Below are 15,907 nucleotides of genomic sequence, written 5' to 3' on the forward strand. Positions count from 1 at the left end.
GGACTAGTTGGAAACGGCATTTACGTTCTTCTTTCCTGTCATTTTTACTAGCGTTTTAAGGACCAGCTGAAAGTCCTGGGATCTAAGCCCATAGAAGCCTCGGATCCCCATCCCGAAGTGGGTACGCAGCCATACGACATTCATGGTCCCGGCAACAACGTTTCCCGCGAGGGTGGACAAGGCGGCTCCCATTGCACCCAGCACGGGTACCGTGATGATGAGGATGACTGTGTTTGCTACCGCCCCGATGACCATTCCCCAGCTCCGGAGGCCCGGGCGTCCGCGGGCGCTCAGTCCAGCGCCTGCTACTGAGCCGGGGGTACCTAGGGTGACCCCCGCAAGGATTACCCAGGTGACGGCGACCGCGCTGCCAAACGTTGCCCCGAAAAGCACCGGGATTGCCCACGGGAGGAGGATACCGATGCCGATACTCGTCAAGCCTGCCGCCGCTGATGTTAGACGTGCCGTCTGTTGGAGACGGCTCGTGTCCTCGCGATCGTGGGAGCTTCCCGCGTCCGAGGAAAACACGACGTTGCGCACCGCCCCGGCGAGCACAGCGGGGATCTCGCCCAAACTGACCGCAACGGCATAGAGGCCCAACTGCGCCGGGCCCGCAAGTGGAATCATCAACAGTTGGTCGAGCCGCAAAAGCACAACGCCGGCCAACGAGCCGACCCAAAGCCGACTCCCGTAACTGAACAGACGGACTCTCTTCGCGGTGGCATTCCAGGATCCCCGCCGGTATTCGATGAGGTACGGCACACTGAGGAGTCCCTTCAGCAAGGGAATCCCCAGCATGACAACTGTTGCTGTCAAGGGGACCAGAAGACCAGACATGGCCAAGGCGGACAAGAGAATCAGCCGCAATGCGGAGAGAGCGAAATCCATCAGAGCTGATCGCTTCCAAGCATGCGTACCGGCTAGGACGCTGTTCGGAATGGAAGCCCAGAACGTGGGAATAGTCAGTATCGCCGTCAGCATGATGAGCTGCTCGACTTCGGTATTGCCATCAGAGAGGATCGGGGCACTCAGCACTACGACTACCGCTGCGACGGCGCCCAGCAACGTCAAGATGCCAAACGCCCGCCGTACTGCCCTGCGGGCGCCTCTTGCCTGCCGTGCAACATAAAACGTCAGTGCCTCCGGCATGCCCAGCGCTCCGACAGCGACGGCGAAGAGCATTGGAGCCATGCCGGCAGCAAGAGTTCCGCGTCCTTCAACACCGAGGGTTTGGGCCAGGATGGGAGCCGTTGCCAATGAAATGAGAGGAGTCACTGCCGTGCCTGCCACTGCATAGAAGATTTGGCTGCCGTGGCTTGGCTTTTGATCAACGTTCGTGCCCGTCTTAGGGCTCATCCGAGCTCTCACCTAGTGAGTACCCGCCGTGCAGGAAAGGTAGGTGAACCGCTCGGGGACACATGACGAGCCGATAAGTCCCCGGGGGGATCGCCCTTCACATGAGGATTGCGGCGGGAGGAACGATAGCTCGCCATGGCGAGTACAAACCAAAAGAGATGAATGTCTATGGAGTTCGCACCCACGGAGCTGTAGCCGTTAATCGAGACGAGGATGAGGACAGCAGCAGCGACTGCCGGCCAGCTTTCCCTTTCCTTGATGTCTATCTGGCTAAGAAGGAGGTAAACCATGAAGATGAAGAACGCTGCTACAACAAGAATTCCAAACATGAGAGCCATCATGAAGTTGCCGTTCTCCAGGCTGGAACCCAAGGTGCCTTCTCCCTTGAGGTCCCGACTTCCCGGATAGCCACCGACGAGGAACTCTCCTGTGTGTTCCCAAAACCAGTCGAAGGCGGCCACTCTCAGAGCCGCGGAGCCGTTGTCGTCTTCGAACTTTTGTAGGAGTTTCTCACCGGCTATTCCTTGGATACTGGCCAAAAGTGCTATGGATACGACCATGGCAAAAAGAACGGTTCGAAGTACCTTGCGGCCTCCACTGATGACAAGGAAGACGAACCCGATGACGGTGAGAATGAGGCCCATGCGGCCATAGGCAAGCGGCACAGTCACCAGGAGGACTGCCGCCAGCGTGAAGCGCAGGAGCATTGATCTGATCAGGGAAAGAAGGGGTATGGTGGCGGCAAAAAAGACACCAACTTGGATGCCGTGCCCAAAGGTGCCAATGGCGGAACCAAGCTCGGATAGCTTGCCGGTCAAATAGGTGATTTTCGAAAAATCGCTTTCCCACACGATGGTCCGGCCCGTAGCCACTTGCAATTGCGATAGCGCTGCTTCCACGAGTGCCAGAAGCGTAAATGTCACCAGGAAAACTCTTCCTGCTCCCGGTATTGAGCGAAGTGAATATCGCATAAACACAAAGACGTAATATGGCGCCCACACGATGCCAAGGACGAACATGGTTGTATCCAACAATCCTGCGCTGCCCGGGTTTCCGACGTCGGTCATCATGACTGCTGCGATCCCACCAAGAATTGCTTGAGGCCAAACGCCGGCAGAACGGATCACCCGACCGAAGATGCTTGGAGCAAATGCCAGCTGAACGAGGACAAAGCAGAGAAACAGGTATGTCGACGGATGAAGCCCGGGCATGATTTCGTTCTGAACCACACCGGGAACCAAGATTCTCACCACGATGACGGCAGCCAAAACCACATGCATGCGGCGAACAAAGACGACGCTGACGACCAGGCTGAGTCCTATCCAGATGATCAGCGTGCTCAAAGCGGCTCCCCGCCTGCCTTGGCCGTCTGCGCAGGCCTGCTGGTTCCTATGGACGCCAGGAGACGCGCCCCAGGTGGTACGTCCTTAACCACTAAAGCCGAAGCTCCCACCAGGCAAGCATCGCCGACGTTCACGCCCCGCAGCACCGTTGCGCGAGCACCAATCCAACTACCGTCACCAATCACAATTGGCGCGTTATCGAACTCGAAAGTGGGGGAGTCGAATGAGTGGCTACCCGTGCAAAGAAGGACGCCTTGCGAGATGCAGCAATCGGAACCTATGGTGACCGGCTCAAGATTAAGGATCCAAGCATCGACGCCGATCCACACGTTGTCACCCAGGGTTAGCTTCCACGGCCAATGAATATTGACTCCATGGCGGATCTTTACGCCTTGACCGATGGATGCACCAAAGGCCCTGAGAATGCGCACACGCAGTGATGATGGGCACCACCAGGCGCGGAAAACCAGATTCTGAGCGGTGAACCAGGCGGCTTGCCAGAGTAGTCCTCGTCCTTTGTCGTAGCCGGCGCCAGTAAACCCAGCAAGATCCAGCCGACTCATCCTAGGTGGTGTTCCAGGGCATAGACGAGGCCCGCAATTGATGCTGAACATGCCAGCGCCCGCATCGTGGTGTTCATTTGTCCTCAGCATTCTGTCATTCGGATACCTCTCGATTGTGGTTGGGGCTCACACCCCCTAGATCCGAAAGGTCCCGCTTTCTCAGTGGTGAGACCAGCCGCTGTGCTAACAAAGAATGACAATTCGCGGCGGCATCCGGCGCCTCCACGAGCACTCCCTTCGAACAGGGAAGCTGCTCAGCACTTCTCACGGAGGGCAGACCGAAGGACTGTTGTTTTACGGATCCTCCGTGGAGGTCCACCCGGTATTACGTATGGATGCTTGGACCACCTGCGTATCAGGAAAAGGATGCCTTTGGGGCGCTTCAACTGGCGCCCGCTGACGCATTGCGCACGATCAGCAGCGCCTCCCTAATCAGCGCCTTGGGCCGGACTTCGCCGTCTTTTCTTTGCCCCCATACGCAGATGGCCTCGGCTGTCACACGTAATACCGGGTGAACCTCCACGGAGGAACGGGAATAAGAGGGAATTTCGGACGAGGCTCAGCGGAGCCGCCGACAAAGCAGAGTCGCCCGCTTGTCGGATGCCTTTGGAAACCGTTGGCGGGCGACGACGGCGCAAAGCGGGCAGTTTCCTTCGAACGTTTTGACCTGCTTCGATCAGGCGCGGTGACCGGTTTCGCTCTCTGGGCAGAAGCGGTCTCGGAGTTCCTCGGCTCGCAATGACAGCCGTCCCATTCTGACCGTCCTTCTGCCGCCCCCACCACTTAGGAAGCGCAGCCTTTCGGCCCTAGGGGGTGTAAGCCCCAACCACAATCGACTGGTACCCGAATGACAGAATGCTGAGGACAAATGGAGACCACGACGAGGGCGCTGGCATGTTCACCATCACGTACAGGCCATGCCCATGCCTTGGAACACCAACAGGTGGCTCAAAGCTTGGTTCATCACACTGGACGAGAAATTGCGGATGAACCTCATCTCAGGGTTAACGAAAAGGGACGACGGATCGCACTGATTGCGGGCATCGTCTTGGGACACGTTGTCACCCTGTTTGGGCCGTTGCTGCTTGGCCGATGGCCAGTGGTCCCCCTGTGACGAATAGATCCGTGACGTTTAACTATTTGCCGAACCAAAAGTGCGCACGGGCAGTGAGCTTCCGTCTGATCGGTGACGACGCATGAAAGCACTGATTGTTGGCCTGAATTATGCCCCGGAACCCAGCGGAAACGCTCCGTACACGAGCAAACTCTCGCAAGGGCTGGCGGGCCGCGGGGTCGTTGTCAAAGTTCTGACCGGATACCCCCACTATCCGGAATGGAAGATCGCGGACGGCTACAAGGGCTTTTCCATGGAGGAGAGTCTTGGCGGCGTGCCCGTCAAACGACTACGCTCGACGGTCCCACGACGGCCCAACGGACTCGGTCGTTTCATCATGGAAATCACCTTCGGGGTCCGCGCAATGCTTGAGCGTTGGGAGCGGCCCGATGTGGTTCTCGTTGTTAGTCCCGCCCTGTTCTCGGCGGCGTTCACCATTCTGCGAGCACGTATTTTCGGCATCCCGGTAGGAATCTGGGTTCAGGATCTGTACAGCAAAGGAATCGAGGAAACGGGCCATGCACGTTCCCCGCTAGCTTCAGTCATGAAGCGCATGGAATCCGCGATCCTAAGTGCCGCGGACGGAGTAAGCGTGATTCACGAACGTTTCCGCGACCACGTTGTCAATGACCTCGGGGTGCCCGCACACCGTGTCCGTGTGATTCGAAATTGGACCCACGTTCAACACCACCACTCTTTCGACAGATCGGCGGCTCGCAAACGGCTTGGCTGGGCCCCCACTGATTTCGTTGCGCTCCATGCGGGCAATATGGGGGTCAAACAGGGGCTGGAGAACCTGATTGATACCGCGCACCTGGCAGGGCGTAGCGGAAGCGATGTTCGTGTCGTCCTGCTGGGCAATGGCAACCAGCGGCGCATCCTCGAATCCAAGGGGGCGGGTATCGACAGGCTGCAGTTCCTGGAGCCGCTTCCGGACCGAGACTACTCAGAGGCGCTCCGATCGGCCGATGTTCTGCTCGTCAACGAGCGTCCAGGTGTAAGAGAAATGTCGGTGCCGAGCAAGCTGACAAGTTACTTCGTGACAGGTCTTCCGATCATTGCCGCCACGGAGGAAGACAGTGCGACAGCACACGAATTGTCTGCAGCAGGGGCCGGGATCCGTGCAGACTCCGGATCGCCAGTGGACCTGGTGGCCGCCATTGAGCGTCTCCGCGAGGACCCTGATTCTGCCAAGGACTTCGGAGTAGCCGGCCAGCAGTACAGCGAGCGAGTTCTTACCGAAGAGGTGGCAGTCGAGAGCTACCTCGACTGGTTGGGCGGTCTGGCGTCACGGAAGCAATCGCGCTGATACGAGATTTGCCACATTTATCTGTACGACAAGAAGGAAGAAACTTTGGCCAAGAAAGCGCTAATCACAGGAATCACGGGGCAGGACGGCTCGTACCTCGCCGAACTTTTGCTCTCAAAAGGCTATGAGGTTCACGGTCTGATCCGTCGCTCCTCGACCTTTAATACGTCCCGCATCGATCACCTCTACGTGGACCCGCATAACAGCGAAGCGCGCCTTTTCCTCCACTATGGGGACCTTTCCGACGGCGCCCGGCTGGTGACCTTGTTGGCTGAAATCCGCCCGGACGAAGTCTATAACCTGGGGGCCCAGTCGCACGTCAGGGTTTCCTTTGACGAACCGGAGCACACCGGCAACACGACTGGAATTGGCACTACCCGGCTTCTGGAAGCTGTGCGCATGGCCGGTATTGAAACCCGCTTCTACCAAGCATCCTCGTCCGAGATGTTCGGCGCTACCCCGCCGCCACAGGATGAGGCAACTCCTTTCTATCCCCGTTCTCCGTATGGGGCGGCCAAGGTCTACAGCTACTGGATGACCAAGAACTATCGGGAGGCCTACGGCATGTTTGCCGTCAACGGCATCCTTTTCAACCACGAATCGCCCCGCCGTGGCGAGACGTTCGTGACTCGCAAAATCACGCGTGCTGTCGCGGCCATAAAGGCTGGAAAGCAGTCAGAGCTGTACATGGGTAACCTGCAGGCCGTCCGCGACTGGGGTTACGCGGCTGAGTACGTCGAGGGTATGTGGCGCATGCTTCAGGTGGATGAGCCTGATGATTATGTTCTGGCAACAAACGAGGGTTACACCGTCAAGGATTTTCTTGAGAACGCGTTTGAACACGTCGGTTTGAATTGGGAAAACTACGTCCGTTTTGACGAGCGTTACCTTCGGCCGACGGAGGTTGAAGCACTCATCGGTGATTATTCGAAGGCCAAGGAAAAGCTGGACTGGGAACCGACGGTCAAGACACCGGAACTGGCTCGCCTCATGGTGGATGCTGATATCAAAGCCTTGCAGCATGGGGGGAACCCTTGGATCGACACCGTTGATCTGCAGACTTGGAAGGTTCTTGCTCGATGACGGCCTTCACCCCCGGACGGCTTGATCGATCTTCCCCGTTCTATGTTGCAGGGCATGGCGGTTTGGTGGGTTCCGCCCTTTGGCGGAAACTCACGGCGGAAGGTTTTACGAAGATGGTGGGCCGAACATCCAAGGAACTGGATCTCAGGAACCGCGCCGCTGTGTTCGCCTTCTTCGAAAGGGAGAGGCCTCGGTACGTGGCGCTGGCTGCAGCCAAGGTTGGTGGCATCCTTGCGAACAAGACGTACCCGGTGGATTTCCTTAGCGACAATGTTCAAATCCAAGTCAATGTCATGGATGCAGCCCAAAAATATGGCGTGGAACGGCTGCTGTTCTTGGGCTCATCCTGCATCTACCCCAAGCTGGCACCCCAGCCCCTCAAGGAGGAGTACCTTCTAACAGGGCCGTTGGAGGAGACTAACGAGGCCTACGCAATTGCCAAAATCTCGGGAATCATGCAGGTGCAAGCCGTCCGCCAGCAGTACGGCTTACCTTGGATTTCAGCTATGCCGACCAACCTGTATGGCCCCGGCGATAACTTCTCGGCACAAGGCTCCCATGTTTTGCCGGCCCTCATCCGCCGCTTTGATGAAGCCCGGATTCGGGAGGAAGCCTCGGTAACCAACTGGGGAACGGGTGCACCCCGCCGCGAATTCCTTCACGTGGACGACTTGGCAGATGCTTGCCTGCATCTGTTGGAAAACTACGATGGCCCGGAACACGTGAACGTTGGCGTGGGTGAGGACATGACCATCAAAGAGCTCGCTGGTCTGGTTGCCGCCACCGTCGGCTATAAGGGTGCAATCGAGTGGGACGCGACAAAACCTGATGGTACACCCCGCAAGCTCATGGATGTGCGAAAGCTTGAGTCTCTCGGATGGACCGCCCGCATTTCCTTGAAGGAAGGGATCGAGTCCACGTACGCCTGGTTCGAGGACAACCGGAACGGCGTCAGGGACTAGCGTGTGGCGCCGCTTCACTTTCTCCTGGCGGCCATGAGCTCGCCGGTTCAGGCAACATCCGCGGGTGAAGTTTTCAGGATCAACGAATCGATCCCACTATCTGCTGCGCTGATCTCCCATGTCGCGGCGGAGTGCAACATCCGGGTCCTGCTCATCAAAGGTCCAGCGGCGACCCTCGTCGGTGCCCGTCCCGAACGACCATCGCTCGACCTTGACGTCCTCCTCCAGCGCTCGGACTTGAACACTCTGCTGGATGCACTTGAGCTACGGGGGTGGGAGGCGAGAATCCGTGAAGTCTCGGAAGCGTTCCCGGATCACTCGACGACTCTTATCAACCCTGGGTGGCCCTCCGACATCGACGTTCACTGGAGGTTTCCGGGATTTTACGAGGATGAGTCCGAGGTCTTCGAACGCCTATGGTCAGCCAGGCAAAGCATCGAGCTCGGCGGCCGCACCGCATGGACTCTTTCGCGCAACGACGGCCTTCTCGTCACGCTCTTGCATGCATTGCGAAGTCCGGCCAAGGGTGTCCTCCATGAAGATGTCTCATTCTGCCTTCGGGAGATAACGGCATCCCCGCGGGAGCACTATGACAGGGCGTTCGAGCTGGGGGCGTTAGGCCCATTGGGGCCGGTGTTTGCGATGTTGCCGGAGACGCGGTCACTTGATCTCGGTGAGCCGCCCCTTGATTGGGTTCTGCGGACGACGGCGCAAAGGTCCGCCACGCTCCGCCTCTTCCATCTCATCGAGATCCCATGGTCCAGGAAGCCGGCAGCGCTGTGGCAAGCCTTGGTTCCCTCGAGGGAGTCGATCAGTTGGCATGACCTGGAACTTCGCGACACGAACCACTGGCAGCAAACCTCGTTCAGGTTCCGTCGACTATGGCGGAGTTTGACCGAAAGCGTCCAAACCCTGAAGGAAGTACGAGAAATCCGTGCCCGCATCCACAAATAGACGGACACGTCCGGTCCTTAGCGGCCTTCACAGTTCTGATCATCGTTGTCACTCCGAAAAGCGAGGACTCATGCGTATTACAGTCATCGGCACCGGTTATTTAGGTGCCACCCACGCCGCCTGCATGGCCGAACTCGGCTTTGAGGTGCTGGGACTAGATATAGACCCTGTGAGGGTTGCATCGCTCTCAGAAGGACTGCTGCCGTTCCACGAGCCCGGCCTGCCCGAACTCCTTCGAAAGCATGTGAAGAGCGGTCGCCTTCGCTTCACCACCTCTTACCAAGAAGTTGGAGCTTGGGGGGATGTGCACTTCATCGGCGTGGGAACTCCCCAGCGGGCCGGAGAAGGTGCTGCCGATATGTCGTTTGTAGATGCAGCCACCATTTCTTTGGCCCGCAACATCACCAAGGATTCCCTCATTGTCGGGAAGTCGACGGTTCCGGTGGGAACCACCAGGCGTCTGAAAACCCTTGTTCGTGACAACAAACGGCCCGGCGTCTCAGTGAACCTTGCTTGGAACCCTGAGTTCCTTAGGGAAGGGTTCGCCGTAGTGGACACCTTGACTCCCGACCGTCTGGTTGTTGGTGTGGAGTCGCCTGAGGACGAGGCAATCCTGCGAAAGGTCTATGCGACGGCACTCGCAGATGGCGTGCCCCTGATTACTACGGACTTCGAGACCGCGGAACTGGTCAAGGTCGCCGCAAATGCCTTCCTTGCCACAAAAATCTCGTTCATCAACGCCTTCTCAGAGGTAACGGAGGCCGTTGGGGGAGACATCCGCACGCTGGCGGATGCCATCGGCCTCGATGTGCGAATTGGACGCCGCTTCCTGAATGCGGGCATCGGGTTCGGTGGTGGGTGTCTGCCCAAGGACATCCGGGCCCTCCAGGCACGCGCGGCTGAGCTTGGCTTGGATCGCAGCATGCGATTCCTCGACGAGATGGACCAGATCAATCTGAGGCGTCGAGAGCGCGCCGTCGACTTGGCCCGCGTGATGCTTGGTTCACTTTCGCAAAGCAGGATCGCCATTCTTGGTGTTACGTTCAAGCCCAACAGTGACGACGTCCGTGACTCACCGGCGCTCGACATCGCCAACAAGCTGTTTGACGAAGGGGCCGAGGTAACGGTCTACGACCCGGCTGGCAACGTTAACGCCTCCAGACGATCGCCACAACATCACTACGTGACATCCATGGGGGATGCCGTAAAGAATGCAGACCTTATTCTTCTTCTCACCGAGTGGGATGAGTTCAAAACCCTGACGCCGGAAGGTCTTGCAGCGCAAACGGGAACACGGAAGATCATCGATGGGCGGAACATACTGGAGGCCCGCGTGTGGGAAGACTCAGGATGGTCCCTTGGCTCGATCGGCCGGCGCTACTCTGCAACTCAGGTGACCGAGGGGCCGCACAGGGAGCAACTTCAGTTGAGTTCCGGCCCTTCCGCTTAGGGCGGCTACACCGATTGCCTCGACGGTGCCGCGTGCCTCACGGTAGCGCGGTACCGTCGGCTCACCGCTGTACGACTGGCCTGTGGGGGAATTCCGAGCTTGCGGCGGACCGACGCCAGCTGGTTCCGTAGAGTCGAGTCAGCAATGCCCAGGCGGCTCGCCACTTCAATCCGAGGCAGTTCCTCGTCATCCAGGAAATAGGCATTGGCCGCTACTTCCTCAGCAGTGGTGAGGGGGACGTAATCTCGACCGGAAGCAGGATCGAACGGCAAGTGTGTTCTGTCCGCGGCAATGTTCCTGATCGCGGATAGCAGAACGGGAAGGGTGGCTGTTTCAGGTACATAGCCTCGCACGCCGAGATCCATCAGGCGCAGGACGCGGGAGCTGTGGAGAACCCCGCCGTAGACAAGCACTTTATAGCTATCACGGACCAGGTCAACTACGTTCTCTTCAAGCTCTGGCAACGTCCCGTCCACCACGGCCACCTGACCTGGGGTCACGGTGGGCAGCGACTTTGTAGCCCATTGGATAAGCGCAGTGAATTGCCGATGCCGGCTGAGGACTAGTATTTGGGGCAACTCTGTGACTTTCTGTCTTGGGGAGCAACTGTTCAGGACTGGCGGTGTGCAAACATCGGCCCGGCACTCCGGTATCTGGTGTAAGCGGCCCTACGAAGTGGCTTGCTCCGTGGCGCCTGACGTTAGGGGCTTCGGCGCAGCTCGAATGAGATCAGCAAGTTGTTTTCGAGTGGTTGTATCGGTTTTCCGCAGTGCGTTGGATATGTGGCTCTCCACAGTCCGGATGCTGATGCCGAAGTGCTCGGCGATGTCATGGTTGCTTTGCTGCCCGGCGACGAGGGCAACCTCTATCTCCCTCATGGTCAAGGAAGAGCCGGGAGGCTCTGATCTGAAATTGAACAATGTCCCCACCATGCGGAAGCGGGCGGTGAACTCCTTGGCTGCCCTTCTCATCTCGCTCGCAGCAGCAGGCTCGCCGCTGAGCTGGCACCGCTGCTCCGCTCCGCGAAGAACCATCGCGACTTGGAACGTGTCTCCATCCAGCACATAGGTGTCAAGCAAATGCCGTAGGCGGGGAAGGTCCATCTCTATGGCTGCGCCGGCAATGGTGAGGAGCTGATCGTGGACCGTGATCCCGCGGTCCTCCAGGATCTTCTGGAGAAGCCTCCGGACACGGGGGCCCGGGAGGAGCCCCAGAGCGAAAAGCCCCGTATGCATCGCTTCGAAAGTAAAACCGCGCGCCAGCGACTTCTCGATGATTCGGCTGGCTCTTTCGTCAAAGGCTTTGGCGCTGGCGGGACGGCTGGCAGCGAGGTCGTGCAACCCGGTTCCTAAACCAGGGAACGGTCCAATGTCGCGGCCCTGAGACCCCGCTGCCACTCCATGGGAGGTTGCCGGAACAGCGTTTCGCAGGGATGAAAGACGCAGCATGGCCACGTGCAACGAATCCACAAGAAATCCCGGTTTACCCAATGAAAAGGCGCGACCCATGAGATATTCGGCTTCATCGAACAAACCATGGTGAAGGAGGGCGAGGGCTGCTATGTAACTCTGACTTACGAAAGCAAACTGATCGAAGTCCTGTAAGGCCTTTTCCCGGCAGTCGAGTGCCATGACCAGCGCCTCCTCTTCACGGCCACTCGAGAGCATTGCCATTCCGCGAATGAAAGACTCGAAGTTAGGAAAACTGCAGGCCTCGTTTGCTGAGTCAAGTGCGCTTAATGCTCCTTGGGGGTTGAGCCGGTATAGCTCCAGCATCCCCATCATGGTGGGGATGATGCCGCCCTGCAGCCCAAGGCCCGTGGCATCGGCGAAAACATGATGGTCGCTGGGCATGCCGCTATGGTTTGCGGTCAGGAATGCTGCGAACGCTTTGGCTTCGTGCAGTAGGCGTGGTTCTTTGGAGGATAGAGCCTGCATTGTTGCAATTGCGCCGGCCAAGTCTTTTTCGTGTGAGAACTGCCACCAAGCCAGGGACATGGTGAAGAAGAAGAGGTCTTCTGATTCACCACTTTCAGTGTCAGTTCGCCGGAGAACCTCTTGGATTCGGTGAGGGTTGGCGGGCGCCCCCCAATAGACACTAAGTACCGCGACAGCACTGGACAGGCTGCGATCGCGTACCCATATTTGGTAGCGGTTTTCTTCAAAGGAGTCGCGCCGCTGCTGGAAGTACCGGGTGGCAGCCGCGTGGTTGCTGCCCATTTCCGTGCGAAGCACGGATACCGAGGCAGACAACATGTCATCTGTGGGCGCTGGCGCAGGATGATCGCCCGCTTCTGCAGCGACATGATCTGATACTGCGCTCTGGAGTATTCTCCTGGAGCTGAGCGTGTGGGCGCGAAGGTAGTCGTCCACTATTGGTGGAAAGACAGCCGCAAGGAGGGTCTCGTCCGGGCCTTCTATTACCGAAAGCAAACCGTTGTATTCAAGGTTATCGAGGACGTCCTCGCCTACTTCTGCCACCAAGCGGTCAACCGGGCTGGGTCCAAGAAGTGACATCTTGTTGAGTGCCCGGACTTCTTCCGGCCGCAACCCCTGAAGCAGGGCTTCCACTGTGCCGTGAAGGTGTTCGTTCATCAACTTTGTGCCGTTCAGACACCATCGGCCGTTCTTGAGAATCAAGCGTTCACTGAGGACCGATGTTTGGATGATCCGGACTGCCAACCGTAGATTGCCGCCGGACTTACTCAGAACACGCGCTACCACGTCCACTTCGGCGGGGTGACCAAGGGTGTTCAAAATGAGTTTGCTGGTTTGTTCGTATTCGAGTGGCGGCAGGGAGACAGTTGCTTCGGGAATGCTCCCCAAGTAGCCGGAAGTTCTGGACTGGAACGGCCGATCGTTCATGGTGGTGATCAGCGGAACATTGTTCCTTCTCCGCAGGACATCAACCACTGCCAATGACTCCCGATCCAGGTTCTCCAGATCGTCGATGGCAATCAGATGCACCCCGGACCTGGCCATCTGGACCGAAAGGAGGTCCACGATGCCGAGGATTCCGATTGTCCTGGAACGAAGATCCAAGCCCAGAGAGAGAACGCCTGCAAAAGGCACTGCCGCAAGAGCTGGTGCAGCGAACATGGTGTAGACCGTGGCCCCGTCTTCTTCCAGTTTCGCAACGACGCTCTTGAGGAGACTGGTTCGGCCGCTACCGGGTGCGCCGACGATTCTCACGCCCAGACCCTTGGAGACGTAGTCCAGGACGATATTTATCTTCTGCTTATGCAAACTGCTGACCCCTTATGGAAAAGGCTGTTCGACCACTTGGCGGTGCCAAAAAGCCTTTGTGCTGTTCGATCTGCCTGGTTCGTCCGAGCCCCGAAACACCTCCGCCTCTTTTGCCGTAATCACTCAACCCTCAAGTGTCGCGATGGCTGGATTCGTGTCGTGGAATCGCCGAGATTCCTTCTGTGAGGGGCCAGCACATCCGGACTGATAACGAATGTGGGGTCGCTGGAGTCGCCGTTGTCGGTCACGGGAGGCGCGGGGAAGCCCGGGAAGGCCTGCCGTGGAAGCCGGCACGCGTTTGGAGCACGACCAACGCCGGAACGACACGGCGAACGCCGGGAAGACGGCGCGGAAAATGACGATGCCTCAGCAGCTTGTTGAAGCTGCTGAGGCACTTAAGTAGACGTAGGAGCCCGCACTAACTCTCGGCGAGCTTCTTCAGATGATCCGGCAGCCGGTTTCCTGGTGCCCGGCCGCGGATTTCCAGGAGTTCGCGGGCATGGGCATGCAACTTCCTGTCCTCGTCAGACACGGGTACCCAGGGCGGGATGGGGACTGCCGTCCCTGTTTCGTCGCGCGCCACCATCACCGTGAGGCAATACGTGGTCAGGTTCATTTCGCGGGTTTTAGGATCACCGGAGCGCACGTGGACCGCGATATGCATGCCCTTGGCACCGGTGTACACGAGCCGCGCTTCTACCTCCACGACGTGGCCTATCAGCAGGGGCCGGTAGAAGCGGACACCCCCGGAGAACACGGCCACAGTGTCTTTGCCGCAGTATCGGGAGGCGCATACGTATGCGGCTTCGTCGATCCACTTCATCACGATGCCGCCGTGGACCTTGCCGCCCCAGTTCACATCAGTGGGGGACGCCATAAACCGCAGGACGACGCGCTCGGCTGTTCCGGCGTCGGTATATTCCTGGGCGTTCATCGCGTTGACGATCTGCTCGCGGACCTCGATGCGAGCCAGCGCATGGTCGCGCTGCTCTATTTCCTCGGGTGTGGACGGCTCAAACTGGGGGACAGGAATCGGCTTCCCGTCGGGTCCGACGGCCACGAAGATCACCATGCACTGGCTGTGCATTGTTTCCGGCCCGCCTTTGGGATCGCGGGAACTGACCACTGTGTGGATGTGCATGGAGGACCGGCCGGTGTAGACGATGGTGGAGGTCACTTCCACCATGTCGCCGCTGTTCACGGGGTCTGTGAAGTGGATGTTTCCCACGTACGCCGTGACGCAATACGCCTTGGCCCAACCAACCGCCGCGGCATACGCTGCTTTGTCCACCCACTCAAGGACTGTCCCGGCGTCGACGGACCCGCTGTGTCCGATGTCCATGGGAGCCGCCAGGAAGCGGAGGGTCACTGAGTTGGCGGCATCATCGCTCATGGTGGCAGTTTACTGGCGGCAGGTTTCTGTTACGTGACTAAGACTGGCTACTGGCGCTGGATGCCGAGGGTCGCAATGAGGTCCTCATGAAGTTCGAACCATGCCCGATGGAAGGAATCGCGATCGGTGGCGGTGAGCCATGCCGTGTCCTGGACCGCGTGCTTCAGCGCGAGCAGCAGGCGCTCGGAGTAGCCGCCGAAGCGAGGCAGCAAACCGGTCAGCTGCGCTTCGAGTGGACGCCACGACGCCAAGGCGCCTATCAGGACATCCATGGCGTCTTCACTGGGCGATGTCTGCAGCTGGATGGCGCTGCAGGCAGCCACAACTCCGGTGTTGATGTCCGCGAAGTCCTCATGAACGGCCAAGACTGCGATGCGCGCACCGGTGCGGTCCAGTTCTTCGGCCAGTAATCTCTGGTTCTCAGCCCTCCCGAGGCTCGACAGGGACCAACCGCTGGTCCCCGCGAAGGTGCTGTGCGAAACCAAGCCGTTCACACCGGCGTCGATGAGTTGGGACTCCACCAAACCGGGGTCTTGCGAGAAGCGGGCCGCAACCGTTGGGGTATCTGCGAAACCAAGCAGGCGGACGGCATGCAAAGTGAGGAGCGTCATTTGGTATCCATCAGGGTGACGGTTCCCAGTGATCCATCAACGGCCAACGTTTCCCCGTCAGCGAGCAGGTTCAGCGCATCACGAATACCCAGCACGGCCGGGATCCCGAACTCGCGTGCGACGATCGCAGCGTGCGACAACATTCCTCCGGTCTCCGTGACCACCGCTGATGCCATGCCGAAGAGGGGCGTCCACGCGGGGTCGGTAGTGCGGCAAACCAGTACGTCGCCGGACTGGAAGCGCGTGAATTCGTCGGGGCCGTGGATGAGCCGGGCAGTGCCTCGGGCTGTACCAGTGCTGGCGCCGACGCCGGTGAGGAGGGTCATCATCAGGCTATTTGTACCACCGAAAGCTGCAGAAGCACGGCCCCGGCACCAACATCTGCCTGACAGCGCCCGCTGGAACGGCGCCATGACCTGGATCGCTCTCTCACATCCTGGCCCTTAAAGCCGGATGCTCTCTCACTTTCCTGAAGAGAGTGAGAGAGATTCGGGCTGAAGGGCGTGTTATCTGAGAGAGCGTCC

Annotated in this window: 13 protein-coding genes; 5 read left to right on the forward strand and 8 right to left on the reverse strand. The window is 58.8% G+C overall.

Annotation, left to right across the window (positions count from 1 at the left end):
• Positions 1-3: 3 nt before the first annotated feature.
• From J3A64_RS18695 to J3A64_RS18705, 3 genes are read right to left on the reverse strand one after another with little or no spacing between them, the layout of a single operon-like run.
• Positions 4-1,356: a lipopolysaccharide biosynthesis protein gene (locus J3A64_RS18695; RefSeq protein WP_286176397.1), complete on the reverse strand. Its 1,353-nt coding sequence runs from the start codon at positions 1,354-1,356 to the stop codon at positions 4-6.
• Positions 1,357-1,364: 8 nt separating this feature from the next.
• Complete coding sequence (locus tag J3A64_RS18700; RefSeq protein WP_210065316.1) at positions 1,365-2,699, reverse strand: hypothetical protein; 1,335 nt, start codon at positions 2,697-2,699, stop codon at positions 1,365-1,367.
• On the reverse strand, positions 2,696-3,130 hold the full coding sequence (locus J3A64_RS18705) for a DapH/DapD/GlmU-related protein (protein ID WP_307807210.1): 435 nt from the start codon (positions 3,128-3,130) through the stop codon (positions 2,696-2,698). The genes J3A64_RS18700 and J3A64_RS18705 overlap by 4 nt, the downstream gene beginning before the upstream one ends.
• A 1,328-nt stretch (positions 3,131-4,458) precedes the next feature.
• Between J3A64_RS18705 and J3A64_RS18710 the strand changes: the two genes are divergently transcribed.
• The 5 genes from J3A64_RS18710 to J3A64_RS18730 all read left to right on the forward strand — a co-directional run bounded on the left by J3A64_RS18710 (position 4,459) and on the right by J3A64_RS18730 (position 10,134).
• Positions 4,459-5,685: a glycosyltransferase family 4 protein gene (locus J3A64_RS18710; protein ID WP_210065319.1), complete on the forward strand. Its 1,227-nt coding sequence runs from the start codon at positions 4,459-4,461 to the stop codon at positions 5,683-5,685.
• Between the two features lie 45 nt (positions 5,686-5,730).
• Positions 5,731-6,768 (forward strand): GDP-mannose 4,6-dehydratase, encoded by a 1,038-nt coding sequence (gmd, locus tag J3A64_RS18715; RefSeq protein WP_210065321.1) that lies wholly within the window; start codon positions 5,731-5,733, stop codon positions 6,766-6,768.
• Positions 6,765-7,730, forward strand: a complete 966-nt coding sequence (locus J3A64_RS18720) for a GDP-L-fucose synthase (protein WP_210065323.1) — start codon at positions 6,765-6,767, stop codon at positions 7,728-7,730. The genes gmd and J3A64_RS18720 overlap by 4 nt, the downstream gene beginning before the upstream one ends.
• Positions 7,731-7,763: 33 nt before the next feature.
• Entirely contained in the window at positions 7,764-8,684 is a 921-nt protein-coding gene (locus tag J3A64_RS18725; RefSeq protein ID WP_210065324.1) for a nucleotidyltransferase family protein, read from the forward strand.
• A 70-nt stretch (positions 8,685-8,754) separates the two neighbouring features.
• Positions 8,755-10,134, forward strand: a complete 1,380-nt coding sequence (locus J3A64_RS18730; protein ID WP_210065326.1) for a UDP-glucose/GDP-mannose dehydrogenase family protein — start codon at positions 8,755-8,757, stop codon at positions 10,132-10,134.
• 5 nt (positions 10,135-10,139) lie between these two features.
• On the opposite strand, the gene J3A64_RS18735 is transcribed toward J3A64_RS18730, so the two are convergent.
• From J3A64_RS18735 to J3A64_RS18755, 5 genes are all read right to left on the reverse strand, one after another.
• A complete protein-coding gene (locus tag J3A64_RS18735) occupies positions 10,140-10,634 on the reverse strand; it encodes a response regulator transcription factor (protein ID WP_210065327.1) in 495 nt (164 codons plus the stop codon).
• A gap of 168 nt (positions 10,635-10,802) precedes the next feature.
• A complete protein-coding gene (locus J3A64_RS18740) occupies positions 10,803-13,379 on the reverse strand; it encodes a LuxR C-terminal-related transcriptional regulator (RefSeq protein WP_210065329.1) in 2,577 nt (858 codons plus the stop codon).
• Between the two features lie 418 nt (positions 13,380-13,797).
• Entirely contained in the window at positions 13,798-14,772 is a 975-nt protein-coding gene (locus J3A64_RS18745; protein WP_011776698.1) for an acyl-CoA thioesterase, read from the reverse strand.
• Between the two features lie 47 nt (positions 14,773-14,819).
• Entirely contained in the window at positions 14,820-15,383 is a 564-nt protein-coding gene (locus J3A64_RS18750; protein ID WP_011776697.1) for a hypothetical protein, read from the reverse strand.
• Positions 15,380-15,712 carry a PEP-utilizing enzyme gene (locus tag J3A64_RS18755; protein WP_051025041.1) on the reverse strand — a complete coding sequence of 111 codons (333 nt, stop codon included), beginning with the start codon at positions 15,710-15,712 and terminating at the stop codon, positions 15,380-15,382. Before J3A64_RS18755 ends, J3A64_RS18750 begins: the two co-directional genes overlap by 4 nt.
• Positions 15,713-15,907 lie beyond the last annotated feature (195 nt).

The sequence above is a fragment of the Pseudarthrobacter sp. PvP004 genome, from assembly GCF_017876035.1.
GTDB lineage: Bacteria > Actinomycetota > Actinomycetes > Actinomycetales > Micrococcaceae > Arthrobacter > Arthrobacter aurescens_A.

Bases quoted from the DNA above. Each gene is read 5' to 3' on its own strand.
- J3A64_RS18710 (WP_210065319.1), top strand. From the start codon at position 4,459: ATGAAAGCACTGATTGTTGGCCTGAATTATGCCCCGGAACCCAGCGGA.
- J3A64_RS18695 (WP_286176397.1), bottom strand. From the start codon at position 1,356: ATGAGCCCTAAGACGGGCACGAACGTTGATCAAAAGCCAAGCCACGGC.
- J3A64_RS18720 (WP_210065323.1), top strand. From the start codon at position 6,765: ATGACGGCCTTCACCCCCGGACGGCTTGATCGATCTTCCCCGTTCTAT.
- J3A64_RS18730 (WP_210065326.1), top strand. From the start codon at position 8,755: ATGCGTATTACAGTCATCGGCACCGGTTATTTAGGTGCCACCCACGCC.
- J3A64_RS18725 (WP_210065324.1), top strand. From the start codon at position 7,764: ATGAGCTCGCCGGTTCAGGCAACATCCGCGGGTGAAGTTTTCAGGATC.
- J3A64_RS18750 (WP_011776697.1), bottom strand. From the start codon at position 15,383: ATGACGCTCCTCACTTTGCATGCCGTCCGCCTGCTTGGTTTCGCAGAT.
- J3A64_RS18745 (WP_011776698.1), bottom strand. From the start codon at position 14,772: ATGAGCGATGATGCCGCCAACTCAGTGACCCTCCGCTTCCTGGCGGCT.
- J3A64_RS18755 (WP_051025041.1), bottom strand. From the start codon at position 15,712: ATGATGACCCTCCTCACCGGCGTCGGCGCCAGCACTGGTACAGCCCGA.